This is a genomic window from Rossellomorea aquimaris, from assembly GCF_020171925.1.
GTDB classification, from domain to species: domain Bacteria; phylum Bacillota; class Bacilli; order Bacillales; family Bacillaceae_B; genus Rossellomorea; species Rossellomorea aquimaris_F.
The window spans coordinates 1-25026 of the sequence record NZ_JAIVAR010000004.1 but is presented as its reverse complement, the minus strand read 5'-3'; the positions used below and the strand labels follow the sequence as shown (position 1 = coordinate 25026).

General features: G+C 43.4%; 25 protein-coding genes. 24 read left to right on the top strand and 1 reads right to left on the bottom strand.

Going from position 1 to position 25026, the window contains the following annotated elements:
- Positions 1-190 precede the first annotated feature (190 nt).
- The 9 genes from hrcA to deoC all read left to right on the top strand — a co-directional run bounded on the left by hrcA (position 191) and on the right by deoC (position 11087).
- Positions 191-1225: a heat-inducible transcriptional repressor HrcA gene (hrcA, locus tag LCM10_RS14475; RefSeq protein WP_224877203.1), complete on the top strand. Its 1035-nt coding sequence runs from the start codon at positions 191-193 to the stop codon at positions 1223-1225.
- A 96-nt stretch (positions 1226-1321) separates the two neighbouring features.
- Positions 1322-1876 (top strand): nucleotide exchange factor GrpE, encoded by a 555-nt coding sequence (grpE, locus tag LCM10_RS14470; RefSeq protein WP_224877011.1) that lies wholly within the window; start codon positions 1322-1324, stop codon positions 1874-1876.
- A 38-nt stretch (positions 1877-1914) separates the two neighbouring features.
- Positions 1915-3744 carry a molecular chaperone DnaK gene (gene dnaK / locus LCM10_RS14465; RefSeq protein WP_224877010.1) on the top strand — a complete coding sequence of 610 codons (1830 nt, stop codon included), beginning with the start codon at positions 1915-1917 and terminating at the stop codon, positions 3742-3744.
- A 157-nt stretch (positions 3745-3901) separates the two neighbouring features.
- Entirely contained in the window at positions 3902-5029 is a 1128-nt protein-coding gene (gene dnaJ, locus LCM10_RS14460) for a molecular chaperone DnaJ (RefSeq protein ID WP_224877009.1), read from the top strand.
- Between the two features lie 23 nt (positions 5030-5052).
- A complete protein-coding gene (prmA, locus tag LCM10_RS14455; RefSeq protein WP_224877008.1) occupies positions 5053-5997 on the top strand; it encodes a 50S ribosomal protein L11 methyltransferase in 945 nt (314 codons plus the stop codon).
- Between the two features lie 15 nt (positions 5998-6012).
- On the top strand, positions 6013-6765 hold the full coding sequence (locus LCM10_RS14450) for a 16S rRNA (uracil(1498)-N(3))-methyltransferase (protein ID WP_224877007.1): 753 nt from the start codon (positions 6013-6015) through the stop codon (positions 6763-6765).
- Between the two features lie 6 nt (positions 6766-6771).
- Positions 6772-8118: a tRNA (N(6)-L-threonylcarbamoyladenosine(37)-C(2))-methylthiotransferase MtaB gene (gene mtaB, locus LCM10_RS14445; protein WP_224877006.1), complete on the top strand. Its 1347-nt coding sequence runs from the start codon at positions 6772-6774 to the stop codon at positions 8116-8118.
- A 388-nt stretch (positions 8119-8506) separates the two neighbouring features.
- Positions 8507-10168 (top strand): glycoside hydrolase family 13 protein, encoded by a 1662-nt coding sequence (locus LCM10_RS14440; protein ID WP_224877005.1) that lies wholly within the window; start codon positions 8507-8509, stop codon positions 10166-10168.
- 247 nt (positions 10169-10415) lie between these two features.
- Complete coding sequence (gene deoC, locus LCM10_RS14435) at positions 10416-11087, top strand: deoxyribose-phosphate aldolase (RefSeq protein WP_224877004.1); 672 nt, start codon at positions 10416-10418, stop codon at positions 11085-11087.
- 191 nt (positions 11088-11278) lie between these two features.
- On the opposite strand, the gene LCM10_RS14430 is transcribed toward deoC, so the two are convergent.
- Entirely contained in the window at positions 11279-12205 is a 927-nt protein-coding gene (locus LCM10_RS14430; protein WP_224877003.1) for a Na/Pi symporter, read from the bottom strand.
- A 333-nt stretch (positions 12206-12538) separates the two neighbouring features.
- Between LCM10_RS14430 and rpsU the strand changes: the two genes are divergently transcribed.
- The 15 genes from rpsU (at position 12539) to recO (ending at position 24580) form a co-directional block, all read left to right on the top strand.
- Positions 12539-12712 carry a 30S ribosomal protein S21 gene (gene rpsU, locus LCM10_RS14425; RefSeq protein WP_032087602.1) on the top strand — a complete coding sequence of 58 codons (174 nt, stop codon included), beginning with the start codon at positions 12539-12541 and terminating at the stop codon, positions 12710-12712.
- Positions 12713-12726: 14 nt separating this feature from the next.
- Positions 12727-13173, top strand: a complete 447-nt coding sequence (locus LCM10_RS14420; RefSeq protein ID WP_224877002.1) for a GatB/YqeY domain-containing protein — start codon at positions 12727-12729, stop codon at positions 13171-13173.
- Between the two features lie 210 nt (positions 13174-13383).
- A complete protein-coding gene (locus LCM10_RS14415) occupies positions 13384-14664 on the top strand; it encodes an NfeD family protein (protein WP_224877202.1) in 1281 nt (426 codons plus the stop codon).
- Between the two features lie 89 nt (positions 14665-14753).
- Positions 14754-15761 (top strand): flotillin-like protein FloA, encoded by a 1008-nt coding sequence (gene floA / locus LCM10_RS14410; protein WP_263621520.1) that lies wholly within the window; start codon positions 14754-14756, stop codon positions 15759-15761.
- Positions 15762-15790: 29 nt separating this feature from the next.
- Positions 15791-16228: a hypothetical protein gene (locus tag LCM10_RS14405; protein WP_224877001.1), complete on the top strand. Its 438-nt coding sequence runs from the start codon at positions 15791-15793 to the stop codon at positions 16226-16228.
- Between the two features lie 57 nt (positions 16229-16285).
- Positions 16286-16570 (top strand): sporulation protein YqfC, encoded by a 285-nt coding sequence (gene yqfC, locus LCM10_RS14400; protein WP_224877000.1) that lies wholly within the window; start codon positions 16286-16288, stop codon positions 16568-16570.
- A gap of 11 nt (positions 16571-16581) precedes the next feature.
- Positions 16582-17769: a sporulation protein YqfD gene (yqfD, locus tag LCM10_RS14395; protein ID WP_224876999.1), complete on the top strand. Its 1188-nt coding sequence runs from the start codon at positions 16582-16584 to the stop codon at positions 17767-17769.
- A gap of 3 nt (positions 17770-17772) precedes the next feature.
- Positions 17773-18732, top strand: a complete 960-nt coding sequence (locus LCM10_RS14390) for a PhoH family protein (RefSeq protein WP_224876998.1) — start codon at positions 17773-17775, stop codon at positions 18730-18732.
- A gap of 211 nt (positions 18733-18943) precedes the next feature.
- The gene (locus LCM10_RS14385; protein WP_224876997.1) at positions 18944-21103 is read left to right on the top strand and encodes an HD family phosphohydrolase; all 2160 of its coding nucleotides are present in this window, start codon (positions 18944-18946) and stop codon (positions 21101-21103) included.
- A gap of 3 nt (positions 21104-21106) precedes the next feature.
- On the top strand, positions 21107-21580 hold the full coding sequence (gene ybeY / locus LCM10_RS14380) for an rRNA maturation RNase YbeY (protein WP_224876996.1): 474 nt from the start codon (positions 21107-21109) through the stop codon (positions 21578-21580).
- A complete protein-coding gene (locus tag LCM10_RS14375; protein WP_224876995.1) occupies positions 21561-21941 on the top strand; it encodes a diacylglycerol kinase in 381 nt (126 codons plus the stop codon). The genes ybeY and LCM10_RS14375 overlap by 20 nt, the downstream gene beginning before the upstream one ends.
- A gap of 251 nt (positions 21942-22192) precedes the next feature.
- A complete protein-coding gene (locus LCM10_RS14370) occupies positions 22193-22591 on the top strand; it encodes a cytidine deaminase (RefSeq protein WP_224876994.1) in 399 nt (132 codons plus the stop codon).
- A complete protein-coding gene (era, locus tag LCM10_RS14365) occupies positions 22584-23504 on the top strand; it encodes a GTPase Era (protein ID WP_224876993.1) in 921 nt (306 codons plus the stop codon). Before LCM10_RS14370 ends, era begins: the two co-directional genes overlap by 8 nt.
- Positions 23505-23638: 134 nt before the next feature.
- Complete coding sequence (locus LCM10_RS14360) at positions 23639-23782, top strand: YqzL family protein (RefSeq protein WP_224876992.1); 144 nt, start codon at positions 23639-23641, stop codon at positions 23780-23782.
- A 45-nt stretch (positions 23783-23827) separates the two neighbouring features.
- Positions 23828-24580 carry a DNA repair protein RecO gene (gene recO, locus LCM10_RS14355; protein WP_224876991.1) on the top strand — a complete coding sequence of 251 codons (753 nt, stop codon included), beginning with the start codon at positions 23828-23830 and terminating at the stop codon, positions 24578-24580.
- Positions 24581-25026: the final 446 nt, after the last annotated feature.

Here is a 25026-nt window from a genome sequence, read left to right as displayed (position 1 = left end):
GCGAAGTCTTCCACGGAAATCAACAGCGGTTTTCAGTGGTGTTAAAGGTGATATTATCCCAATCAGTAAAAGAGGAAACAAGTTAAACAAAACACCCAATCTAAAATATTGACATCCATTATCCTATTTGATAATTTATTAATTAGATTTAGCACTCATCATAACAGAGTGCTAACAGAGGTGATGAATGTTGTTAACAGATCGACAACTTCTAATTCTTCAAGTGATCATTGATGATTTTATCCTTTCCGCTCAGCCGGTCGGTTCAAGGAGCTTATCCAAAAAGGATGAGATCTCATTCAGTTCCGCAACGATCCGGAATGAAATGGCCGACCTAGAGGAACTGGGCTTCATTGAGAAGACCCATACCTCCTCAGGGCGAATTCCGTCAGAGAAGGGTTACCGCTACTATGTGGATCATTTACTTTCTCCTCAAAAATTGCAGAAGAAAGATGTACACGCCCTGCGGTCCATATTCTCTGAAAGGATCTATGAATTGGAGAAAGTCGTTCAGAAGTCGGCTAAAATCCTTTCTGAGTTGACGAGCTACACAACCATTTTATTGGGACCTGAATTGAAGGAGAACAAGTTGAAGAAAATTCAACTCGTGCCCCTTAATAGGGATACTGCGATTGCCATCATCGTTACGGATAATGGGCATGTGGAAAACAAACTGTTCCAAATCCCTCCTACGATGGATGCGTCGGAGCTTGAAAAATTGGTCAACATTCTGAACGAACGACTAACGGGGGTTCCGATGAATGAATTGAACGATAAAATTTTCAAGGAAGTGGCCCTTCTCCTAAGGGAACACATCCAGAATTATGATTTTATCCTCCATTCAATTACGGAATCCATCAACTCAACCGTTACAGACAAATTGTTCTTTGGTGGAAAGACCAATATGCTCAATCAGCCGGAGTTCAATGATGTACAAAAAGTGCGAATGCTGCTCGAAATGATCGAGCAGGAAGACAGCATTTACAATCTCATCCGTCCATCGGCATCAGGCTTGAATATAAAGATTGGCAAAGAGAATGATCATCTTGCAATGGAGAATTGCAGTTTGATCACCGCCACCTATTCAATCGGTCAAGAGCAATTGGGTTCCATTGCGATTATCGGGCCGACCCGGATGGAGTATTCAAGGGTTGTAAGTCTATTGAATTTCTTTTCCAATGATATGTCTCAGGTGCTTACGAAACTGTATCAAAGCAAGGGATAGTGGACATATTGTATAAAGGGTTAATGGGCCTCGGACTATGATATGAAAGCGGGCCATGGATATGGATTAACGATCTATTTTAAGGAGGTGAACGCAATGTCAGAAGAAACGAAACAACAGCAGGAAGAGCAAGTGAAAGAAGATCATGAGGAAGTTGTTGAGGAAGTGTTCGCAGAAGAGCTACAGGATGCTGAGCAAGAAACAGATGAAGTTGCTCAATTGCAAGCACAACTTGATGAATCTGAAAATCGTTATCTTCGTTTAAGAGCGGATTTCGATAATTTCCGTCGCCGGATCAATACTGAAAACGAGGCGAAGGAAAAGTATCGCTCTCAGTCCCTCATTACTGAACTTTTACCGGCACTTGATAATTTCGAACGTGCCTTGAATATAGAAGCTGATAATGATCAAACCAAAACCCTTCTACAGGGAATGGAGATGGTTCACCGCAGCTTGATCGATGCTTTGAAGAAAGAAGGCGTCGAGCCAATCGATGCCGTAGGCCAGGAGTTCGATCCACATCTTCACCAAGCCGTTATGCAAACTGAAGATGATCAATACGGCAGCAATATCGTCGTGGAAGAATTCCAAAAAGGCTACAAGCTAAAGGACAGAGTGATCCGTCCTTCCATGGTAAAGGTAAACCAATAATATAGAAATTACATACAAACTAGGGAGGTATAATGACGATGAGTAAAATTATCGGTATTGACTTAGGTACAACAAACTCTTGTGTATCCGTTCTTGAAGGCGGAGAACCGAAAGTAATTGCAAACGCGGAAGGTAACCGTACGACTCCTTCTGTCGTTGCATTTAAAAATGGTGAAAAACAAGTTGGGGAAGTTGCGAAACGTCAAGCAATTACGAACCCGAACACAATCATTTCAGTAAAGCGCCACATGGGTACAGATCACAAAGTGGAAGCTGAAGGGAAAGAATATACACCTCAGGAAATCTCAGCAATGATCCTTCAGCACTTGAAGTCATATGCAGAAGACTATCTTGGTGAAAAGGTCGAAAAAGCAGTCATCACTGTACCTGCTTATTTCAATGACGCAGAACGTCAAGCAACAAAAGACGCTGGTAAAATCGCAGGTCTTGAAGTTGAACGTATCATCAACGAACCTACTGCTGCTGCACTTGCATACGGTCTTGATAAAATGGATGAAGATCAAACGATCCTCGTTTATGACCTTGGTGGCGGTACATTCGACGTATCCATCCTTGAACTAGGCGACGGTGTATTCGAGGTACGCTCAACTGCCGGTGACAACCGCCTTGGTGGGGATGACTTCGACCAAGTGATCATCGATTACTTAGTAGCAGAATTCAAGAAAGAGAACGGAATCGATCTTTCTAAAGATAAAATGGCTCTTCAACGCCTTAAAGATGCAGCTGAGAAAGCGAAGAAAGACCTTTCAGGTGTTACATCAACTCAAATCTCTCTTCCTTTCATCACGGCTGGTGAAGCAGGCCCACTTCACTTGGAAGTGAACCTGACAAGAGCGAAATTCGAAGAACTTTCTTCTGATCTAGTGGAACGTACAATGGGACCAACTCGCCAAGCAATGAAAGATGCAGGTCTTTCTGCAAGCGAAATCGATAAGATCATCCTTGTTGGTGGTTCGACTCGTATCCCGGCGGTACAAGAAGCAATCAGAAAAGAAACGGGTAAAGAACCTTCTAAAGGTGTAAATCCTGATGAAGTAGTAGCGATGGGTGCTGCTATCCAAGGTGGAGTCCTTACTGGAGACGTTAAAGATGTAGTATTACTTGACGTTACGCCACTATCACTTGGTATTGAAACAATGGGCGGTGTATCCACTAAGCTAATCGAGCGTAATACAACGATCCCGACATCTAAGTCCCAAGTATTCTCAACTGCCGCTGACAACCAGACTGCCGTTGATATCCACGTACTTCAAGGTGAGCGTCCGATGGCAGCGGATAACAAAACGCTTGGCCGTTTCCAATTATCTGATATTCCGCCGGCACCACGTGGAGTACCACAAATCGAAGTGAAATTCGATATTGATAAGAACGGTATCGTAAATGTTAGCGCGAAAGATCTTGGAACAGGTAAAGAGCAAAACATCACAATCAAATCTTCTACAGGCCTTTCAGAAGATGAAGTAGAACGTATGGTCAAAGAAGCGGAAGAAAATGCAGAAGCGGATAAAAAACGTAAGGAAGAAGTTGAACTTCGCAATGAAGCGGATCAATTGGTATTCCAAACGGAAAAAACGCTGAAAGACCTCGAAGGCAAAGTCGATGAAGCTGAAGTGAAAAAAGCGGAAGATGCGAAAGCTGAATTGAAAGAAGCAATCGAAAAAGACGATCTTGATCTGATCCGTGAAAAGAAAGATGCACTTCAAGAAATCGTTCAAGCATTGACAATGAAGCTTTATGAGCAAGCTCAAGCAGAAGCACAAGCTGCTCAAGGTGAAGATGGTCAAGCAAAGCAAGACGATGATGTCGTTGACGCTGAATATGAAGAAGTAAACGACGATAAGAAATAAGATGAACAGAGTAAAAAGTCAAAGTCAGGACGGTTCTTGGCTTTGACTTTTTCTATGAGTATGCTTAATTCTCATTGATTCTATTGTTTTTATTGATAATCGATGGAGCTCAATGTTAAAATAACCTTTATGCAAATGATTCGGGAGTGGTGTTTTCATGAGTAAACGGGACTATTATGAAGTTCTGGGTGTCGGAAAAGGCGCCTCAAAAGATGAAATAAAAAAAGCATACCGGAAGCTCTCCAAAAAATATCATCCGGATATTAATAAAGAGGCGGATGCAGATCAAAAATTCAAAGAAATATCTGAAGCATACGAAGTGTTGAGCGATGAACAAAAGCGTGCTCAATATGATCGCTTCGGTCATACCGATCCAAACCAGGGATTCGGTGGCGGTGCTGACTTTGGAGGCGGCGGTTTCGGCGGCTTCGAAGATATTTTCAATACGTTCTTCGGTGGTGGCGGAGGTCGCAGAAGAGATCCTAACGCACCGAGACAAGGGGCCGATCTTCAGTATACGATGTCACTTAAATTCGAAGAGGCCGTGTTCGGCAAAGAAACCGAGATCGAAATACCAAAAGAAGAAGAATGCGACACATGCCACGGCTCAGGGGCGAAACCTGGGACGAAGGTCAACACATGTTCACACTGTAATGGTTCTGGCCAATTGAATGTTGAACAGAATACACCGTTCGGCCGCGTCGTAAATAGACGTGTGTGCCACTACTGTAATGGTACGGGCAAAGAAATCAAAGAAAAGTGTACAACATGCGGCGGCGCAGGAAAGGTTCAAAAACGCCGTAAAATCAATGTGAAGATCCCTGCAGGAATCGATGACGGTCAGCAGCTTCGTGTAACAGGTCAAGGTGAACCTGGTGTAAACGGAGGACCTCCTGGAGATCTATATGTGGTCTTCCATGTACGCTCACATGATTTCTTTGAACGTAACGGCGATGACATCTACTGTGAGATGCCGGTAACGTTTGCCCAAGCGGCACTGGGGGATGAAATTGAAGTCCCTACATTGCACGGAAAGGTCAAGCTGAAGGTGCCTTCAGGTACTCAAACGGGCACAAGATTCAGATTGAAGGGTAAAGGCGTACCGAATGTACGTGGATATGGTACAGGAGACCAGCATGTACAAGTGAAAGTGGTCACGCCTACTAAGTTGACTGAAAAACAAAAGCAATTACTAAGAGAATTTGCTGACATCAGCGGACAAGTACCGGATGAACAGCATGAAAGTTTTTTTGATAAAGTGAAAAAAGCCTTTAAAGGCGAATAACTCAGAACGGAGTTGGTAGATCCATGAAATGGTCAGAAATCAGTATCCTAACTACAAACGAAGCAATTGAACCAATCTCACATATCCTGCATGAATCAGGTGCGAGCGGAGTCGTCATCGAAGATCCGTTTGATCTGATTAAAGAGAGAGAGGACATGTTTGGGGAGATCTACCAACTCAATCCTGAGGATTATCCAAGTGAAGGCGTATTGGTAAAAGCTTATTTGCCTGTGAACAGTTTCCTGGGTGAAACAGTCGAAGAAATCAAGCAGGGCATCACGAATCTCGTAACGTATGATATTGATATTGGTCAAAACAAAGTTGAAATTTCGGAAGTGAATGAAGAGGAATGGGCAACGGCCTGGAAGAAATACTACCACCCGGTCAAGATTTCCGATAAATTCACCATTGTTCCTACCTGGGAAGATTACTCCCCTGTGAACAGTGATGAACTCATCATCGAGCTGGACCCGGGCATGGCTTTCGGGACAGGCACACATCCAACGACCGTTATGTGCATCCAGGCACTCGAGCGCATCGTAAAGCCTGATGACTCGGTTATTGATGTCGGTACAGGGTCAGGCGTATTATCCATTGCCGCTGCACTTCTTTCTGCTTCTGAAGTAAGAGCATATGATTTGGATGAAGTAGCCGTGAAATCCGCTCGATTGAACGTTAAGCTGAATAAAGTACAGGACAGAGTGAAAGTGGATCAGAACAATCTTTTACAAGGCATTTCTGGTCAGTCGGATGTGATTGTTGCCAATATATTGGCTGAGATCATCCTGCGTTTCACAAATGATGCATTTGAACTTGTGAAGCCAGGGGGATATTTCATCACCTCCGGAATCATCCAGCCAAAGAAACAACAAGTGAAGGATTCTTTGGAAGAAGCAGGATTTTCCGTTGAAGAAGTGATGGTCATGGAGGACTGGGTTGCCATCATTGCCAAAAAGCCTTTAAAGTAGGGTGGAGTGAAATGTATGCAGCGATATTTTATCAAAAATCAATATGAAGAAGACGGCCCGGTTGTGATAACGGGGGAGGATTATCATCATATTGTCCGTGTCATGAGAATGAAGGAAGATGACCGGATCTTTGTGGTGTTCCCTGATCAAACCTCGGCTGTTGCTTCTATTGAAAGGATTTCCAGTGACTGTGTTGAAGTCAGGGTAGTAGAATGGGAGACAGACAATAAAGAGCTGCCGGTCAAGGTTGCCATTGCGAGCGGGCTGCCGAAAGGGGATAAATTGGAGTTGATTCTCCAAAAAGGTACGGAGCTTGGGGCAGATCAATTTATCCCTTTTAATGCGGATCGCTCCATCGTGAAATGGGATGAGAAAAAGGCGAAAAAGAAGCTCGAACGCTGGGAAAAGATCGTAAAGGAAGCTGCAGAGCAATCTCATCGAAATGTTGTACCTTCCTTATCTGCTCCCGTTCCATTTAATGAATTGCTGACGCTAAGTAAACAATTTGACCACACACTCCTCGCCTACGAAGAAGAAGCAAGAGCAGGAGAAATAGGGAATCTATCGAAAGTGTTGACTTCAGCGAAAGAAGGTCAGAGTATTTTGGTTGTGTTCGGACCAGAGGGCGGTTTAACCGAAAAAGAAGTAGAACGCTCCATGGAGGAAGGCTTCTTGGTGTGCGGGCTTGGTCCACGTATTTTACGTACAGAGACGGCCCCGTTATACGTCCTTTCAGCCATAAGCTATCAATTAGAATTAATGAGGTGATTATGAATGCCATCAGTAGCGTTTCATACATTAGGGTGTAAAGTGAATCACTATGAAACAGAAGCCATTTGGCAGTTATTTAAAGAGGAAGGATATGAACGTGTGGACTATGATTCAATAGCGGACGTTTATGTCATCAATACATGTACAGTCACAAACACCGGGGATAAGAAAAGCCGACAGGTCATTCGCCGTGCAATCAGAAAGAATCCTGATGGCGTCATTTGTGTAACGGGCTGTTATGCCCAGACATCACCTGGGGAAATCATGGCCATTCCTGGTGTGGACGTTGTTGTCGGTACACAGGATCGACGCAAGATGCTTACGTATATAGAAGAATATAAAAAAGAACGCCAGCCAATCAATGGCGTAACAAACATCATGAAGAACCGTGTATACGAAGAACTTGACGTTCCTGCATTCACGGATCGTACACGTGCTTCCCTTAAAATCCAGGAAGGATGCAATAATTTCTGTACCTTCTGCATCATCCCTTGGGCTCGTGGCTTGATGAGATCCCGTGATCCTGAAGAAGTCGTGAACCAAGCCCAGCAGCTCGTAGATGCAGGGTACAAGGAAATCGTCCTTACCGGTATCCATACAGGCGGATATGGGGAAGACATGAAAGATTACAATCTGGCCATGCTTCTTCGTGATTTGGAGCAGCGAGTGAAAGGATTGAAGAGGATCCGTATTTCATCCATCGAAGCAAGTCAATTAACGGATGAAGTAATTGAAGTCATCGATCAATCCGATATTGTAGTCCGCCATCTACACGTGCCACTTCAATCAGGATCCAATACGGTCCTGAAGAGGATGCGCAGGAAATATACGATGGAATTCTTTGCTGAGCGCCTAGAAAAGCTCAAGAAAGCTCTGCCAGGTTTAGCGATCACATCCGATGTAATCGTTGGATTCCCTGGCGAAACGGAAGAAGAGTTCATGGAAACTTATAACTTCATCAAAGAACAAAAGTTCTCTGAGTTGCACGTTTTCCCTTATTCAAAGCGTACCGGTACGCCTGCTGCACGAATGGATGATCAGATTGATGAAGAAGTAAAGAATGAACGTGTCCACCGCTTGATCGAATTATCCAATCAACTAGCGAAGGAATATGCTTCCGGTTTCGAAGATGAAGTGTTAGAAGTCATCCCTGAAGAAGTATACGACGATGGTCGATATGTCGGCTATACGGATAATTATTTGAAAGTCGTCTTCCCAGCTAGCGAAGAAATGGTAGGTCAACTTGTCAAAGTCAAGATCTCAAAAGCGGGCTACCCTCTGAATGAAGGTCAGTTTGTCAGGGTTCTAGAGGAACTAAATGAAGATAAAGGTGAAAAAGCCGCCATTTAAATACCATTCATATAGAATTCTTTCAAAAGCCAAAAGCTTTTGAAAGAATTCTTTTCTGTTTATTTGAACATGGTCCTTAATTGATTGAAGTCTAGCAAGGAACCGGGCAGAGGTATTCAATAGGGTCAAACCAAGGTGTAAACATACTAGCTGACAACCATTTGTAACGTAAACTAAAAATATCTATTGCTAAGATTGGAATAAGGATGTAAACTAGTAATGTTCATAAATAAATGCAAGCGATTTTTTTTACCCATTAGTGCAAACGATTGCGCGCGTGTAAGCACTTATCGTGAATCAGCACGCGTCGAAGCATCCTGCACGCATTAATTCTCAAAAAATAAAATGTAAGCGTTTGTAACTTATCATAATTCAATGAGGTGTTATCATGAAAAAGGCTTGGCGCAAAGAGGCTGTTGGCTATCAAATCTACCCTAGGAGCTTTCAGGATTCCAACGGAGACGGGATCGGTGATCTTCAAGGAGTCATTCAGCGTTTGGATTATATAAAAGATTTAGGGATAGATGTCATTTGGATCTGCCCGATGTATAAGTCACCCAATGATGATAATGGATATGACATTTCCGATTATCAGGATATCATGGAAGATTTCGGTACGATGGAGGATTTCGATCAATTATTGGATGAGGTTCACAGGCGTGATATGAAACTGATCATCGATTTGGTGCTGAATCATACAAGTGACGAACACCCTTGGTTCATAGAATCGGCAAGTTCTAAGGATGATCCGAAGCGAGACTGGTATATCTGGCGGGACGGAAAAGCAGGGAAGGAACCGAATAACTGGGAAAGTATTTTTGGAGGTTCTGCGTGGAAGTATGACGAGAAGACCGATCAGTACTTCCTTCACGTATTCTCCACTAAACAGCCTGATCTGAATTGGGAGAATGAGGAGGTAAGGGATGCCTTATACGACACCGTGAACTGGTGGCTCGATAAAGGAATTGACGGATTCCGCATTGATGCAATCAGCCATATCAAGAAGCGTCCGGGTCTACCTGACATGCCGAACCCTAAAAAGAAGAAATACGTTTCTTCATTTGACATGCACATGAATCAAAAGGGGATTCATACGTTCTTACAAGAATTTAAGGATCGGACGTACGCGAATTATGATGTCATGACGGTCGGTGAAGCAAATGGAGTTAAAGCGGATGAAGCTGAACTGTGGGTAGGCAAAGAAAATGGCAAGATGGATATGATCTTCCAGTTTGAGCACCTGGGACTTTGGGATGCTGAAACAAATCCGGATCTTGATATCGTGGAATTAAAGAAAGTACTGACGCGTTGGCAAAAAGGGCTTGAAGGGAATGGATGGAATGCACTTTTCATCGAGAATCATGACAAGCCTCGCGTGGTGTCAACATGGGGGAATGATAAAGAGTACTGGAAAGAAAGTGCCACGGCCATGGCGGCTATGTACTTCCTCATGCAGGGGACTCCGTTCATCTATCAAGGACAGGAAATCGGGATGACAAATGTTCAATTCCCTTCTATTGAAGACTATGATGATGTAGCGGTCAAGAACATGTACCGATTAAAACGCGAAGAGGGAGTCGAGCATCAGGACATCATGGAGACCATCTGGGCATCTTCTCGGGATAACAGCCGGACGCCGATGCAATGGTCAGACGAAGAAAACAGCGGCTTTACTATCGGGACACCTTGGATGAAAGTGAATCCGAATTATACGACCATCAATGTGAAAGCGCAAGAAAAGGATGAAGATTCAATTTTATCATTCTATAAGAGGATGATTGCCTTGAAGAAAGAGGAAACGGTCTTCACATATGGCGTTTACGACTTGTTGCTTCCTGACGATGAACAGATTTATGCGTATACGCGCACAGGGGAAAATGACAAGATGGTAGTAGTCACAAACCTTTCCACGAAAAAGGCACAGTGTCCAATGGACTTCAATGTATCATCTGAAAACCTTCTCCTTAACAATTATAAGGTGGAAGCTCATGCTTCTACAGATACACTTACATTAATGCCATATGAGGCAAGGGTGTATCGTGTGAAATAAATGACTAAAAGCTGCCCGTGAAACCGGGCGGCTTTTTTTGTGACAGCAGACTGATTGCCGGCAGGAGACCTGGGCTCACAAGAATGAACTTGTACGAATGAAATGATGAACTTCAACCTATGTAAACACTTCCAACTAAAATACATGATTTGTTGAAAAACGGGCAAGATAAAAAGAAAAACTCGTCATTTCACTTGTATTTTGTTATGATATAAGAGGTACGGACAACTCGAAAAGGAGAGAGATTATGACTACAAATATCGCAAGTATGATTGATCATACATTACTTAAACCAGAATCAACGAAAGAGCAAGTTGAAGTACTTTGCCAGGAAGCTAAAGAGTTTAAATTTGCTTCTGTCTGTGTGAATCCGACATGGGTGAACTACTCAAGTGAATTGCTAAAGGGAACAGAAGTAAAGGTTTGTACTGTCATCGGTTTCCCGCTTGGAGCTTCAACGCCGGAAACAAAAGCATTCGAGACAAAGGATGCCATTGAAAAAGGCGCTACGGAAGTGGATATGGTCATCAATATCGGCGCATTGAAGAGCGGTGATTATGAACTTGTTAAGCGTGACATCGAAGCGGTTGTTGCGGCTTCTAAAGGCAAAGCTTTATCGAAAGTAATCATTGAAACATGCCTATTGACTGATGAAGAGAAAGTAAAGGCTTGTGAATTATCCGTTGAAGCAGGCGCTGATTATGTTAAAACATCAACTGGATTCTCAACTGGCGGAGCTACTGTAGAAGATATCGCATTGATGAGAAAAACGGTTGGTCCTGACATTGGTGTGAAAGCTTCCGGTGGTGTTCGTTCTGCAGAAGATGCACAGGCTATGATTGAAGCAGGTGCCACTCGTCTTGGAGCAAGCTCCGGAGTGAAAATTGTACAAGGATTAACAAGCGATTCTGATTATTAATAGCTAAAGTGTCTGGGACATAAGTGTTTCAGACAGAGTGAAACCCGAACTAATTTGTCTTTTGGAAGGCAATTTAGTTCGGGTTTTTAACTATTTTTATAACGGGACAATCTTTATTTGTGGAGTTATTAGTTATGTCCCCCGTCTCTTTTTTATAAAACCGATGTACTGACAACTCTTGGTTCATAAGCTTAGCCATTTCTCATATGCATTTTCTCGATAAATAGAGCGAATTGATAAGTGAATGGAAGAACGAGTAGTGAACATAGGACATTGAAAATAACACTTGCATGAGCGAGCTGCAGATCAGGTGAGTCCCCGAGTCTTTCCACAAACATTCCAAGTAACGGGATCAGTGGGATGAAAACCATTACGCCGATTACATTTAGCCAAATATGGGCGAAAGCGGTGAGGCGGGCTTGCGCTCCACCGCCGATACTGGCGATGAATGCCGTGATGCACGTCCCGATGTTCGCACCAAGCATGATGGCAATCCCAGCATCCAAATGGATTGAATGTGATGCAAGAAAACCCATCGTGACCCCGGTCACGACAGTGCTTGATTGAATGAGTGCTGTCAGGATACAACCGATGAGAAGGGCATAGAACAAGTGATCATTGATGTTTTCTATGTACGTGTGAAGAAGTGGATGAGTCGCTAACGGTGAAGCGACTCGCTGAATCCCCTGTATGGATGCAAAGATCATGCCAAACCCTGTGAATATCAAGCCTGTATTACGTAAGGCACTCTTCTTAAATAAGAGGAGAATCAACCCTATTACGATCGAGGGGAAAATCAAATAGTTCAAGTTCAGCGTGAACATTTCCAAGGTGAATGTCGTCCCGATATTTGAACCGAGCATGATGCCGATCGTTTGCCTGAATGGAATGAGGCCAGAAGAAGCAAGTCCTACGGTCAGTACCATCACGGCAGAGCTAGAGTGAATGAATGCCGTGACCACCGTCCCCGTTGCTACACCTTTCACCGGTGTATCCGTCAAGAAGTGAAGCCATTTCTTTACCTTTGCATTCGCAATGTTAAACAGTCCCGACCTCAGCCATACCATTCCCAATAAAAAACACAAGATCAATAAGATAAATAAGATGAGATTCACCATCACACCAACCCCTCCACTCCGGTACATGCTTACGACTAATGTATGGGAATGCATGAAGAGACATGCCTAATAATACAAGCAATTGCACAGAAATTGTTGACCTATTCGAAGACTTATATTATAATTGCAAAGTACATGGATTTCTTTATTAATTTAAAGAATTCATCCAAGAAAGACATACACTTTCTGTCCCCTTGTGACAAAGATCCAAGGGCTAAACCAAACCTTTTGGTTAAGTGAAGAGACGAATAGCCGTCTCCGGAAAATCGGGTTCAAACCATTTTCTTGACTTGAACATGTAAGTGTAGTGTGTTCGGAGGGAGGGAAAGAGAGATGTCAAAAACAGTTGTTCGTAAAAACGAATCGCTTGAAGATGCTCTTCGTCGCTTCAAACGCTCAGTTTCTAAAACAGGAACTTTACAAGAGTTTAGAAAGCGCGAATTTTATGAAAAGCCAAGCGTAAAACGCAAAAAGAAATCAGAAGCTGCAAGAAAGCGTAAGTTCTAAGAGAGGGTGTAATCATGAGTCTTCTCAATCGTTTAAATGATGATATGAAACAAGCGATGAAAAATAAAGAAAGAGAGAAACTTTCTGTGATCCGTATGCTTAAAGCATCACTTCAAAACGAAGCGATCAAGCTTGGTAAACAGGAACTCTCTGAAGACGAAGAGTTGACTGTCCTTTCTCGAGAAGTCAAGCAACGGAAAGACTCCCTCCATGAATTTACGAAAGCGGGCCGTGAAGACCTTGCTGAAAAAATTCAAACAGAACTGACTTACGTCGAAATATATATGCCCAAACAGCTTTCTGAAGAAGAAGTTTCAGCGATTGTTCAACAGGCGATCGCTGAAGTCAATGCTTCCTCAAAGGCTGATATGGGTAAAGTGATGGGGGCTATCATGCCTAAGGTAAAAGGGAAAGCTGATGGAGCTCTCGTCAATAAACTTGTTCTTCAACATCTATCATAACAGTAAAGGCCGGGAAACTTAGGGTTTCCCGGCTTTTTTAATATGAGGTGAAAGGCCTTTCATAGTGCCACCAATCGCGAATTGAAGTTCGATGCCATGTTGTAAAAAAAGTTGAAACTTTTTAGAGGCTTCATTCGTACATAAGCTAGAAACGAATTTGTTTGAAACGAGGGGGTTAAAGTGAAAAGAGGCATACTGTTCTTTTTAGTGATGATCCTTGGGGTCAGCCTTCTGCTTCCAATCTTGGGAAAAGCTGAAGAAGAAAAGGCTGTATATGTCATACCGATCCAGAAAGAAGTGGAAAAGGGCTTGCATGCGTTTCTTCAAAGGGCACTGAAGGATGCTGAAGAAAATCATGCAAAAACCATCATTTTCGATATTGATACGCCAGGGGGGCTGGTCGATGCTGCTGGCGATATCGGACAGCTTCTTGATGGTGTGGAGGCAAGGAAGGTAGCGTTCGTGAATAACAATGCCCTGTCTGCAGGAGCTTTTATCGCCTTGCATGCTGACGAAATCTATATGGTCCCGGGTGGTCATATAGGATCTGCCGCCGTCATTGATCAGGCTGGGAATGCAGCCGATAAGAAAGCACAGAGTTACTGGCTGTCAGCGATGAAAAGTGCAGCTGAATCAAGTGGGCGCGACCCGTTATATGCCCTTGCCATGGCAGATGAGACGATCGAAATACCGGAGCTTGGCATTGAGAAAGGTGAATTGCTCACCCTGGGTGCGAGGGAAGCCAAAGAGGTTAGTTATTCAGAAGGAACCGTCAATAACCTGGAGGAGCTGTATGGAGAGCTTGAGGTAGACAGTGCGTCGGTGCATGTGGTTGAAGAAACATTTGCCGAGAAACTGGCACGATTCATTACCAATCCCATTGTGGTTCCTATCTTATTATCACTCGCAAGTCTTGGTCTCGTGGTGGAATTGTATTCACCTGGATTCGGGGTTGCGGGATCAATCGGGCTGGCATCGTTGTTATTGTTTTTCTATGGACATCTGGTGGCTGGGCTTGCAGGATATGAAACAATCATCCTGTTTGTGATTGGCCTCATATTGATCGTGGCTGAATTCTTCCTGCCGGGTGGAATCGCGGGGGGACTCGGGGTAGCTGCGGTGCTTGGCAGTATCATGCTGGCAGGAGGGGATCTGATGCAAATGGGCATTTCCATTCTGATTGCGCTATTGATTGCTGTAATTGCCATGATCATTTTTGTAAAGGTGTTGGGTAAAAGGATGAAACTATTCAATAAAATCATTTTGAAGGACTCAACCAATACCGAAAGCGGCTATGTGTCGAATGCGAACAGGCTTGAATTGATCGGGAAGGTTGGTATAACGAAAACCCCGCTAAGGCCGTCCGGTACAATCATCATCGAGGATGAAAGAATTGATGCCGTTACAGAAGGCGGATATGTCGCGGTGAACCAAAAGGTCAAGGTCGTGAAAGTCGAGGGCTCACGCATAGTGGTCCGGGACCTTTCTTAAAAAGTATTGATTCAACCCCTTGGGCGGTTGCGACTGCCGTAGGGTAGAATAAAGAGACTAATTCTAATTTATATCAGGAGGGTGATTACATGGTAATCGGACCGAGTACGATTTTATTAATCGTTGCGATCGTTGTAGGTTTTATTTTGTTAGCAGTACTATTTACATTTGTACCTGTCATGCTATGGATTTCTGCCATTGCTGCAGGAGTGAGGATCAGTATCTTCACATTGATTGGGATGAGGCTTCGCCGCGTTATCCCAAGCAGAGTGATCAATCCTCTTATCAAAGCTCATAAAGCAGGGATCAATGTCAGTATCAATCAGCTGGAAAGCCATTATCTTGCAGGTGGTAACGTAGATCGTGTCGTCAATGCGCTGATTGCCGCACACCGTGCAAACATCGAATTGACATTTGAGCGTTGTGCAGCAATCGATCTTGCTGGACGTGACGTTCTCGAGGCAGTTCAAATGAGCGTCAATCCAAAAGTGATTGAAACTCCATTCATCGCCGGTGTGGCAATGGATGGGATTGAAGTGAAAGCGAAAGCACGTATCACCGTTCGTGCGAACATCGATCGCCTTGTAGGGGGGGCCGGTGAAGAAACGATTGTGGCCCGTGTCGGAGAAGGGATCGTATCGACGATCGGTTCGTCCGATAATCATAAAAAAGTGTTGGAGAACCCGGACATGATTTCCCAGACAGTCCTCTCAAAAGGTCTGGATGCAGGTACGGCCTTTGAAATTCTTTCGATTGACATTGCAGACGTTGATATCGGCAAGAACATTGGTGCGGAACTTCAGACCGAACAAGCGGAAGCAGATAAGAACATCGCACAGGCAAAAGCAGAGGAAAGAAGAGCGATGGCCGTAGCGAATGAACAGGAAATGAAAGCAAGAGTAGAGGAAATGAGAGCGAAGGTTGTAGAAGCGGAAGCTGAAGTTCCTCTTGCTATGGCCGAGGCTTTGCGTTCAGGGAATATCGGTGTGATGGATTACATGAACATCAAAAATATCGATGCTGATACCGATATGAGGGACTCCATCGGAAAACTTACAGGGGATAAGAAGGACGGGAAAAATCCTAAAGGTGAATAATCTCCCCCGATAAGAAAGGAGACTTCTCTATGGAAGGTCTAATTCTTGCCGTCATAATCGGGATCGTGACGACCATTTTCAACCGGATGAAAGAATCGTCTTCCGAGTCAAATCGGCAAAAGCCAAGAACAATCGGGACGGGAAGACCGGTACAATCATACAGTGAGGAATCCCGTCCTGAAGATAACGATGAACCTGGTTATCCTTCAGCTGAAACCTACGCTGCACAGACAAAATTCGAAGAACAGAAGAATAAGATCGAGAATAAGTATGCCCAGCTTAAGAAACAGGAAGAAGGCTATAAGAAGCAGGCACAAATGCATCGGACAAAGGTGAAGTCCATCAAAGAAATGAAGGACTCACCTTATAGCATCGATTTTGAGAGCAAGGATGACATCGTGAAAGGTTTCATCTTCTCGGAAGTATTCGGTCCGCCACGTGCAAAAAAACCGCATCATCGAAAATAACAGTGATGAATCCCCTTTTCATTTCATAAATATGAGATGAAAGGGGGTTCTTTTTTTATGGCGAAAAATTGGGTACAGCAAATGCGGAAATGGATGACGCAAACCATGGACCTGCCTGAGGATGTCATGATGGACCTTCCGCGCGTCACAATGATTGGACAAATCCATATCTATATAGAAAACCACCGGGGACTCCTGACGTTCACCGATCGTGAAGTGAGATTATTGCTTAAGCAAGGGCAATTATTGATACGGGGGGAACAGTTTGTCATTAAAATGATCCTTCCGGAAGAAATACTTCTTCAAGGAAAAATTGTAGATGTGACGTACTTAGAGAATTAGGAGGGAAGAACTTGAAGAACCATTGGATCACCTCTTTGAGGGGCAAAGTATTGGTGAAGATGGAAGGCAGGTCGATTGAAAGGGTCATCAACCAATTGATCAGGTCGAATATCTCCATTTGGAATGTAAAAAGGGCCGGTACAGAGACAGTTACGTTTTACCTTGGGTTGGAGGATGTACATAACTTCAGAAGAGCGGTAAGGTCATCAGAATGCAAGGTAACGTTCCTAAGGGGTCAGGGAGGGCCGTTCCTGTTCAAGAGAACGTTGAAGAACTCAGGTTTCCTTATAGGGGCACTTTCGTTCTTCATACTGGTCTTCCTGCTCTCGAATATGGTTTGGGGGATCCAGATCAAAGGAGCTTCACCGGAAACGGAATATAACATCCGCAAGGAACTAAATGCAATGGGTGTCACGACCGGTAAGATGCAATTCTCCATCCCGGATGTTGAAAACATTCAAAGGGAGCTATCCTCGAGGATGGATAACATCACCTGGGTAGGTGTTGAATTAAGAGGGACAACCTTCCATTTTCAAGTTGTGGAGAAAAATGCTCCAGAACCGATTGAGAAGACGGGACTGCAGCATATTGTCGCTAAGAAAAAAGCTGTCATCGTCAAAATGTTCGTAGAAGAGGGGGATCCCCAGGTCAAAGTCAATGATTACGTTCAAAAAGGACAACTCCTTGTTTCCGGAGTGATCGGAAACGAGAAAGAGCCGAAGGGAGTCTCAGCGACAGCCGAGGTACTGGGCGAAACGTGGTATAAGACGGCTGTGGAACTCCCCTTGAAGAGCGATTTCGCAGTTTTCAGTGGGAATGAAAAGAGAAATCATTACCTTGAAATTGGTTCATTGAGGATTCCGATTTGGGGATTTGGTAAGCCGGAATTCAAGGAATATGTAACGGAAGAAACTGAAAAGCCGATCAATTTCCTTAAATGGCAGCTACCGATTGCTTACATCGATAAAAGCATGAAAGAAAAGGAAAATGTTGAACGAGTGTATTCAAAGGATGAGGCAGTGGAGCAAGCGAAAGAACTTGCCGAAAATAACCTGAAATCATCCCTGCCAGAAGATGCAAAGATCATCAGTGAAAAAATTTTGCAAGAAAAGGTGGAGAATGGTAAAGTTAAGGTGAATCTTCACTTTAAAGTTGTAGAAAATATTGCTGAAGGCCAACCAATTATCCAAGGAGACTAATGAATGTCAGATGATATCTTAATGAAATTACAGCTGGACAACCCAAACGAAGCAGTCGCTTTATTTGGAGTTTCAGATTCTCACCTTAAACTAATCGAAGAAGAATTACATGTTTCAATTGTGACAAGGGGCGAAGAATTGCTAGTTTCAGGAAAGGAAGATACAGCAGAACTGGCCCTTGAGATTTGTGACCGTTTAGTGAATGTCATCAAGAAAGGCATCAATATCAGCCAGCGTGATGTTCTTCATGCCATTCAAATGGGCAAAAACGGCACATTGGACTATTTCATCGATTTGTACAATGAAGAAATAACGAAAAATGCCAAGGGGAAATCGATTCGGGTAAAAACCCTTGGTCAAAGACAATATATTCACTCCATCAGGAAACACGATATGGTTTTCGGGATCGGCCCTGCCGGAACCGGAAAGACGTATCTCGCAGTCGTAATGGCTGTCCATGCATTGAAGAATGGGGAGGTCAAAAAGATCATCCTAACACGTCCCGCCGTTGAAGCTGGCGAAAGCCTTGGATTCCTGCCAGGTGATTTAAAGGAAAAGGTGGACCCTTATCTTCGTCCTCTGTATGATGCCCTGCATGATGTACTGGGGGCAGAGCACACAGCCCGCTTAATTGAAAGAGGCACGATTGAAATTGCACCTTTGGCGTATATGAGGGGGCGGACGCTTGATGATGCGTTCGTCATACTCGATGAAGCACAGAATACGACCAAGGCTCAAATGAAGATGTTCCTGACGAGACTTGGATTCGATTCCAAAATGATCATAACGGGTGACCGTTCCCAAGTTGACTTGCCAAGAGGGGTCGAATCAGGACTGATTTCTTCCGAGAGGATATTAAAGGATGTCAAAGGCGTATCCTTTATTTATCTCGAGCAGGCTGATGTTGTGAGACATCCGCTTGTGGCGAAAGTCATCAACGCATACGAAAACAGTGAGAAATAATCGTTTATTTGAAAGATTGATCGTGCATCAAGGATGCCGATCAATCTTTTTTATCGTTATTAGTGGCGGGAGCCATACGTCATGAGTCACATCCTTTTCAAATCCCGGGAAAATAAAAGCGTGTAGGTTAGAATAGATAATTAAGCCAAAAACTGTTATCATTTTACATAATAGATTGTCTAGTCAGAGGCCGTCATTATAGGGGGTACATATGCACACACACCCATTCTTACATAAAATCAGGAATTTTTTGAGTTACAGGTTATTTACGAATATCATGTTTGTCCTCCTCGGGATCATTGTATTCGGCGTACTATATGGAAACGTCAAGCCGAAACCGATGGATTTGAATCTGTATGAAGAGGCACCGGAAACCATCAGGGCACCAAGGACGATACCTGATGAGGAAGAAACGGAAAAGAAAAGGGAAGCAGCTGCAGCAGAAGTCGACAAAGTATACAGCCCGAAAGAAGGGGCAGTCGATAACGCAGTGAAACTCGTAAGTTCCTTGATCGACAGCGTCATCGAAGTAAAAAGCGAATCTGCCGATGCCATTCCGCCGGAAGAGGAGTCTTTGAACCCTCAAACTTCGAATCTAAATAAGCAGTTAGAGGAATTAAAGAAGCGCCTTCCATCAGGTGAGGAAAACAATGTAACAAAGACGCTCAATGATAACATCCTCACAACGCTCCTTGCGGCTGAAGTGACGGATCTCGAAAGAGTCGAATCGATCGTTTCCACCCAGCTCGAGGTCATCATGGGAGATAAAGTGAAGGAAGATGATTTGAAGGAAGCTTCCTTGAACTTAGAACAAAGGATTTCCAGCTTCTCGTTCAAAGGTGAGCTTGAAGAAGCCGCAGTCGCTCTTGGGAAATCTGCCATCGAGCCGACAGAGTACTACAATGCAGAGAAGACTGAAATGCTGAAAAAGCAAGCGAGAGAAGGGATCAAGCCTGTTGAGATTCTCGATGGGGAACTTATTGTGGCAGAAGGTGTCCTGATCACTCCGAATATATATGAAAAGTTAAACGCTTTCGGCATGGTAGAAGAAGATTTTTCACTGAAACCTCTGATAGGGCTGGCTTTGTTCATCATCGTCATCATCAGCTGCCTGTATTATTTCTTCTATACGCTGGAAGTCAGGGAAGAACAGAAGCAGAATTACTTGATTTTGACGAGTATCGTGTTTGTCATCTCATTATTGATCATGAAAATAACCGGACTATTGAAGCAGTTAGAAATCAATGATATTGCATTTTTGTTTCCAGCAGCTTTTACCGGCATGATCTTAAGGATCCTGCTCAATGAACGGATTGCCATGATGATGGTCTTTATTTTGTCTGCGTGTGCGAGCATCGTATTCAACGAGAAATTTTCTGGTTCAGTCGATATAGAGGTCGCCATTTACACGTTATTCAGCGGTGTAGCGGGTATCTTGACGCTTGTTAGCAGAAATCAGCGTACAAACGTACTGAGAGCGGGGATCTATGTTTCCTTTGTGAATATCCTGATCATCGCATTCCTCGTTCTTTTGAGCGACGTATCGTATTCTAGCACGGAATATATTTATTACCTGGTGTTTGCGCTCGTCTCTGGAATCGGTTCCTCGATTTTGACAATCGGGTTTTTACCTTTCTTCGAGACAGGATTCGGAATCTTGTCCTCCATGAGGTTGGTGGAGCTTTCAAGCCCCAACCAACCGCTGCTCAAGAAGTTGTTGACCGAGGCGCCAGGGACCTACCACCATAGTGTCATGGTAGCCAACCTGGCTGAGGCAGCTTGTGAAGCAATCGGGGCAAACGGGCTCCTGGCGAGGGTCGGTTGTTATTATCATGACATCGGAAAGTCGAAGCGCCCACATTTCTTCATAGAGAATCAGATGAATATGGAAAACCCCCATGACAAGATGTCGCCGGAAACAAGTAAGAGGATCATCATAGACCACGCATCCGACGGCGCGGGGATGCTTAGGAAGAACAAGCTTCCAAAAGAAATCGTCGATATTGCGGAACAGCACCATGGAACGACGTTACTGAAATTTTTCTATTATAAGGCGAAAGAACAGGGGAAAGATGTAACAGAGGAAGAATACAGATACCCCGGCCCTAAACCGCAATCCAAGGAAACGGCCATCATCAACATTGCCGACAGTGTGGAAGCGGCCGTGAGATCGAAGAAATCCCCGACTCAGGAAGAAATAAGGCAGCTGGTCGCAGCCATAGTCAAAGACCGGCTGAGCGATGGCCAATTCAATGAATGTGATATTTCGTTAAAAGAGCTTGAGTTGGTAAAGAAGTCACTATGCGAAACATTAAACGGAATTTATCACCCGAGGATCGAATACCCAGAACTTAAAGCAGAAGGAGAATAATATATGACATTATCAATAGACTTCATCGATGAAACGGATCGATTAACAGAGGAACATTCGGTTCTGATTAAAGGTATTTTGGACTTTGCAGCAGGCAAAGAACAGGTCGAGGAAGGGAGTGAAGTGTCGGTGACATTTGTAACGGATGAACGGATACGGGAAATAAATAGAGAATACCGTGACAAAGATCAGCCTACAGATGTCATTTCTTTCGCACTCGAGGAAATGGGCGAGGATGAAATCGAGATCGTGGGAGCGGATATGCCCCGGGTGTTGGGGGATATCATCATTTCGGTTGAAAAGGCGAAGGATCAAGCGGAGGAATATGGTCATTCACTGTCACGTGAGCTCGGATTCCTTGCTCTTCACGGTTTTCTTCATCTTCTTGGATATGATCATATGAACCCTGAAGATGAGAAAAGAATGTTCAAAAGACAAAAGGATATATTGGAAGAATATGGACTTAAAAGAGAATAAATTTGGGATGCGGCGGTTCACCAAATCGTTCGGCTATGCATGGCAGGGGATCAAGGGTGTCTGGAAATCGGAACAGAACTTCAGGATTCACGTGTGTGCAGCGTTTGTTGCCGTCATTCTCGCGATCATCCTTTCCATTTCGGTGGTGGAGTGGATGATCCTTGTACTTCTAATATTCGGCATGCTGGCACTTGAAACATTGAATACAGCGGTTGAAAAAGCGGTAGATCTCATTACAGAGGAGTATCACCCGTTGGCGAAGGCTTCAAAAGACTTGGCTTCCGCTGCAGTATTTTTCTTTGCGATTGGATCATTCATCATTGGGTGCCTGATCTTCATTCCGAAAATATTCAGATTCTAGTCAATAAAGGGGCTGTATGGAGCATTTCTTCATAGCGCCCCTTTTTTTACGTTGATAAAGTGCGTCAAAAACCCTGTTTGATTTGAAAACGCTCTTATTGTTGTATAGAATAAGTAGGGCGTAAGCAAAATATTTATCGTTAAATTATTTGAATAATCTAACTATTTCATTACAAAATGATATCAGCCCATTTTCTTTTATGAAAAATATAGTAAAATGAAATATGTAAGGACTAAAAGGAGAGTTAAACAATGAACAAAGAACAATTGATTACAGAAGCGAAAGCAGCAAGAGAAAAAGCATATGTACCTTATAGTAAATTCAAGGTCGGTGCAGCTCTTCTTACGAAAGACGGCAAGGTTTATCACGGATGCAACATTGAAAATGCTGCATACAGCATGTGTAATTGTGCAGAAAGAACAGCGCTATTCAAAGCTTACTCGGAAGGTGACAAAGATTATTCCATGATTGCCGTTGTTGCTGACACGGCGAGACCGGTCCCTCCATGTGGTGCATGCCGCCAAGTCATTTCGGAACTTTGTGCCAAGGATATGAAAGTGGTACTGACAAATCTTAAGGGCGATGTGGAAGAGTTGACTGTTGCCGAGCTGCTCCCTGGAGCGTTTTCTCCGGAGGATCTCAATGAATAATATTGAAACAAACACAGCTTACAAATCAGGATTCATTTCAATAATCGGTCGTCCAAATGTGGGCAAGTCCACATTCCTTAATCGTGTGATCGGTCAAAAAATCGCCATCATGAGTGACAAACCACAAACGACCCGTAATAAGGTTCAGGGCGTATTGACAACCAATGAGTCGCAAATGATTTTCATTGATACCCCGGGTATTCACAAACCTAAACATAAGCTCGGCGACTTCATGATGAAGATCGCTCAAAATACGCTAAAAGAAGTGGATATCATCCTTTTCATGGTCAATGTCGAAGAAGGGTTTGGAAAAGGCGATCAATTCATCATCGAGAAACTGAAAGGAATCAAGACTCCAGTATTCTTGATCCTGAATAAAATCGACCAAATCCATCCAGACGAATTATTACCGATCATCCAAGAGTACAATGACCAGTTTCCATTTGCCGCTACCGTTCCGATTTCTGCATTAGAAGGCAATAATGTGGAGCATTTGCTCGGACTTATCCAGGATAACCTTCCTGAAGGACCGCAGTTCTATCCTGCCGACCAAATCACGGATCATCCTGAACGCTTCATCGTTTCAGAATTGATCCGCGAGAAGGTACTTCATCTGACTCGTGAAGAAATTCCTCATAGCATTGCGGTTGTCATTGATAAGATGGAAAGAAAAGGTGAAAAGAACCTGATTGATGTCCTCGCCACGATTGTAGTCGAAAGGGATTCCCAGAAGGGGATTGTGATCGGGAAACAAGGTTCCATGCTTAAAGAGGTAGGGAAGCGTGCCCGAGTGGATATAGAGAACCTTTTGGGATCGAAGGTGTATCTCGAGTTATGGGTGAAGGTGCAAAAGGATTGGCGTAATCGCTCCTCGAACCTGCGAGATTTCGGTTTCAATGATGATGAGTATTAAATCCAGACTTGCGGAATGTCAAGCCGATTCAATTAACAATATTTAGTTCACATGCTTTACTACAAAGATGCTAAGTCTAATCACAAGAAAGCTTTGAAGTCTTGCTAGTTTAAATCCAGAAAGGTGGGTTTTTGATGTTAGACTTAACTTGGAAAGTTTTTTCTCAAACAGGTAATATCGACACATATTTACTTTTTAAGGAGCTTGAGAAAGAAGGGATGGAAGAACCTTTTCAACTAGAGGAAGAGGTTTCGGAAGTCGACTTCCCCCTGACGTAATAGGTTGTCATCACCCGGGTGGAATCATTTCGGGAGGTGGCCGGCATGCTGCAAAAGTGTGAAGGAATTGTGATCAGAACCAACCATTACGGAGAATCGAACAAGATCATCACTTTATACACGAGAGAATTCGGGAAAGTAGGAATGATGGCTCGAGGCGCCAAAAAGCCGAACAGTCGTCTTTCCTCCATCTCCCAATTGTTTACATATGGCCATTTCTTATTTATCAAAGGAAATGGATTGGGGACTCTCCAGCAAGGGGAGATTGCGGAATCCCTCAGGCATGTGAGGGAAGATCTTTTTAAGACCGCATATGCTACGTATATCGTCGACCTTCTCGATAAGAGTACGGAGGACCGAAAACCCAACCCGTTTCTATTTGAACTTTTATATAAGGTATTGCACTATCTTAACGAGGATTACGATCCTGAAATCATCATGCATATCTTTGAAATGAAGATGCTTCCGGTACTAGGTTTGCATCCTCATCTGAATGGCTGTGCTGTCTGTGGTGAAACAGAAGGGACATTTGGCTTTTCCTTCAAGGAAAATGGATTCATCTGTCACCGATGCCTTGAAAATGATCCGCATCATTTACCCATTTCACAAGGTACGGTGAAATTATTGAGGTTATTTTATTATTTTGATATCAATCGTTTAGGGAATATCTCGGTAAAAGACGAAACTAAACGTCAGCTCAAGCTCGTAATCAGGACGTACTACGACGAGAATTCAGGTTTAATGTTGAAATCCAGGAGATTTCTTGATCAAATGGATAACCTTAAGGACTTATTCTAGTTTATCTGAAAAAGCGAATTGTGATTAGTTGCCGGCTCTCCATATGGGGGCCGGTTTTTTTATTGAAGGAGACCTTTATTGATGTGGATGATCCTTTTCGGGAGGAAGGGTATTCCGGATTGCGGTTTGTCGAAAAATCGATAGTTCGCGCATAAAAATGGGGTTTCGCACATATAATGAAAATTTCGCGCATATATCAGAGAATTAGAGCATAAAAATGAAATTTCGCACATAAATCATTGCTCATACCTCTCTTGGTATAGCGAAAAATCCTGCATATACTTACACCAACCCATCAAAATAAAAAACGTCCAAAAGGATGACCTTGGTACCGACCCCCGAAAGTTAGAGTGAAAAAACTAACTTTCGGGGGTGTTTTTTTGGCTAAATATAGTGATGAATTTAAAATGAAACTTGTCATCGAGTATTTATCTGGAAATCTAGGA

Excerpts from the sequence above, each read along its gene's own strand:
- grpE (WP_224877011.1), top strand. The coding sequence starts at position 1,322 with ATGTCAGAAGAAACGAAACAACAGCAGGAAGAGCAAGTGAAAGAAGAT.
- dnaK (WP_224877010.1), top strand. The coding sequence starts at position 1,915 with ATGAGTAAAATTATCGGTATTGACTTAGGTACAACAAACTCTTGTGTA.
- dnaJ (WP_224877009.1), top strand. The coding sequence starts at position 3,902 with ATGAGTAAACGGGACTATTATGAAGTTCTGGGTGTCGGAAAAGGCGCC.
- prmA (WP_224877008.1), top strand. The coding sequence starts at position 5,053 with ATGAAATGGTCAGAAATCAGTATCCTAACTACAAACGAAGCAATTGAA.
- LCM10_RS14450 (WP_224877007.1), top strand. The coding sequence starts at position 6,013 with ATGCAGCGATATTTTATCAAAAATCAATATGAAGAAGACGGCCCGGTT.
- mtaB (WP_224877006.1), top strand. The coding sequence starts at position 6,772 with ATGCCATCAGTAGCGTTTCATACATTAGGGTGTAAAGTGAATCACTAT.
- LCM10_RS14440 (WP_224877005.1), top strand. The coding sequence starts at position 8,507 with ATGAAAAAGGCTTGGCGCAAAGAGGCTGTTGGCTATCAAATCTACCCT.
- deoC (WP_224877004.1), top strand. The coding sequence starts at position 10,416 with ATGACTACAAATATCGCAAGTATGATTGATCATACATTACTTAAACCA.
- LCM10_RS14430 (WP_224877003.1), bottom strand. The coding sequence starts at position 12,205 with ATGGTGAATCTCATCTTATTTATCTTATTGATCTTGTGTTTTTTATTG.
- rpsU (WP_032087602.1), top strand. The coding sequence starts at position 12,539 with ATGTCAAAAACAGTTGTTCGTAAAAACGAATCGCTTGAAGATGCTCTT.
- LCM10_RS14420 (WP_224877002.1), top strand. The coding sequence starts at position 12,727 with ATGAGTCTTCTCAATCGTTTAAATGATGATATGAAACAAGCGATGAAA.
- LCM10_RS14415 (WP_224877202.1), top strand. The coding sequence starts at position 13,384 with ATGATCCTTGGGGTCAGCCTTCTGCTTCCAATCTTGGGAAAAGCTGAA.
- floA (WP_263621520.1), top strand. The coding sequence starts at position 14,754 with ATGGTAATCGGACCGAGTACGATTTTATTAATCGTTGCGATCGTTGTA.
- LCM10_RS14405 (WP_224877001.1), top strand. The coding sequence starts at position 15,791 with ATGGAAGGTCTAATTCTTGCCGTCATAATCGGGATCGTGACGACCATT.
- yqfC (WP_224877000.1), top strand. The coding sequence starts at position 16,286 with ATGGCGAAAAATTGGGTACAGCAAATGCGGAAATGGATGACGCAAACC.
- LCM10_RS14390 (WP_224876998.1), top strand. The coding sequence starts at position 17,773 with ATGTCAGATGATATCTTAATGAAATTACAGCTGGACAACCCAAACGAA.
- LCM10_RS14385 (WP_224876997.1), top strand. The coding sequence starts at position 18,944 with ATGCACACACACCCATTCTTACATAAAATCAGGAATTTTTTGAGTTAC.
- ybeY (WP_224876996.1), top strand. The coding sequence starts at position 21,107 with ATGACATTATCAATAGACTTCATCGATGAAACGGATCGATTAACAGAG.
- LCM10_RS14375 (WP_224876995.1), top strand. The coding sequence starts at position 21,561 with ATGGACTTAAAAGAGAATAAATTTGGGATGCGGCGGTTCACCAAATCG.
- LCM10_RS14370 (WP_224876994.1), top strand. The coding sequence starts at position 22,193 with ATGAACAAAGAACAATTGATTACAGAAGCGAAAGCAGCAAGAGAAAAA.
- era (WP_224876993.1), top strand. The coding sequence starts at position 22,584 with ATGAATAATATTGAAACAAACACAGCTTACAAATCAGGATTCATTTCA.
- LCM10_RS14360 (WP_224876992.1), top strand. The coding sequence starts at position 23,639 with ATGTTAGACTTAACTTGGAAAGTTTTTTCTCAAACAGGTAATATCGAC.
- recO (WP_224876991.1), top strand. The coding sequence starts at position 23,828 with ATGCTGCAAAAGTGTGAAGGAATTGTGATCAGAACCAACCATTACGGA.